Source organism: Paenibacillus phytohabitans (assembly GCF_013141775.1).
Classification (GTDB): domain Bacteria; phylum Bacillota; class Bacilli; order Paenibacillales; family Paenibacillaceae; genus Paenibacillus_AQ; species Paenibacillus_AQ phytohabitans.
Genome location: NZ_WHOB01000004.1, coordinates 1 through 1,238 on the forward strand (window position 1 = coordinate 1; position 1,238 = coordinate 1,238).

At 52.4% G+C, this 1,238-nt stretch carries 1 protein-coding gene; it reads right to left on the minus strand.

All coding sequences use genetic code 11. The annotated features are described in order from the left end of the window. Window positions 1-1,222: IS4 family transposase (locus tag GC101_RS00145; RefSeq protein ID WP_171715640.1), on the minus strand; the 1,222-nt coding region annotated here is incomplete at its 3' end. Between the last annotated feature and the right edge of the window lie 16 nt (window positions 1,223-1,238).

The window sequence follows — 1,238 nt, forward strand, 5'->3', positions numbered from 1 at the left end:
AAACAACGACTATTCGCTTGGCTTTGGGCACGAGTGGGTGTTTCCGGGGGCGACCGATCTTTGGCTTCTTTCGCCTGCCCTTACTCGTGCGGGTCTTTTTCCCCTCTAATGCTTCCCGAAAGTCACAAGGTTCGGCATCGGCGTACAAGCGGAAGAGCTGTAAGACCCGCTGAATGGTTTGTTCGGGAGCCCCAATCACTCGTATCAATTCCATAAACGCATAAGCCATCAGGCTAAGCAGGACTTGACGCGTCACGCCTTCTGCTTGATTGGTGTACAAATGCGCCCCATTCATTCGGTGCTTAAAGGTCTTGAAAAACGTCTCGATTTGCCAGCGAAGCTTATAAATCTGTGCAATTACTGGTGCCTCCACATCCCACCGGTTCGTGAGTACAACGCTGAGACACTCCTTTCCCTTCCGGTTCACATACGGATAGGTTACTCGCCGCATTCGATGGGGTTCCCCCTTCGAGCTTGGGACCAGCACCTCAGCGTCTTCCACAATCCCACACTCTGGAGGGAGTGGCCGCAGGCGCGTCACCGTCAGTCGGTTGTTCTGTTTTATCCGAACGGCAAACCGAAGGCCCGCCTGGTCCCATTCACAAAACTGGTGGTATCCGGGATAGCCGCGATCCATGACATACGTAGGGTTCTCCCGATCGGGTTGAAGCAGCCGATCGAGCACTTCCGGATCGTGATCCGCGACGCCGGCCGTCGAGAACACCGCTCGTCCAGGGTGCACATTCTGCTCATTGTAGACATGCAACCCAAGATGAAGCTTGACCTTAACCTGCCCCTTTTGGATAAACGCCCAGTGCTCCCCGTGAGCCGTAAGCGAAAGCTGAGTGGAGTCGATGACGGTTAACGCCCCGATGTCCGGAAAACGATCTTGCTTAAGCTGACACTGAATCAGCGCCTCCATCAGGTCGGTATAGAACTCTTGAAGGAGAAAAAGAGGGATGCGCTGAAGCCGTCGGTTGAGGGCCGAGTCACTAATGGAAGAGAAGCCCACGATCTGCTGTAACCATTTTGCTTTACGAAAGTAGGCAGAAAACTCAGACAAGGACGGTTGATTTTGGAGCAAGGCGAAAAGAAACAAGTAAAGGGTTCGGTACGTTGTTAATTTGGGGACGCGATGGTCGTGCACCGGATGCCTTTTGTCCACCGGAATCCAATTTAAAAGTTGACCAGCCACGGTCTTGAAATTTATAATTTGATTCAAGGTTCCTCCTATTTCA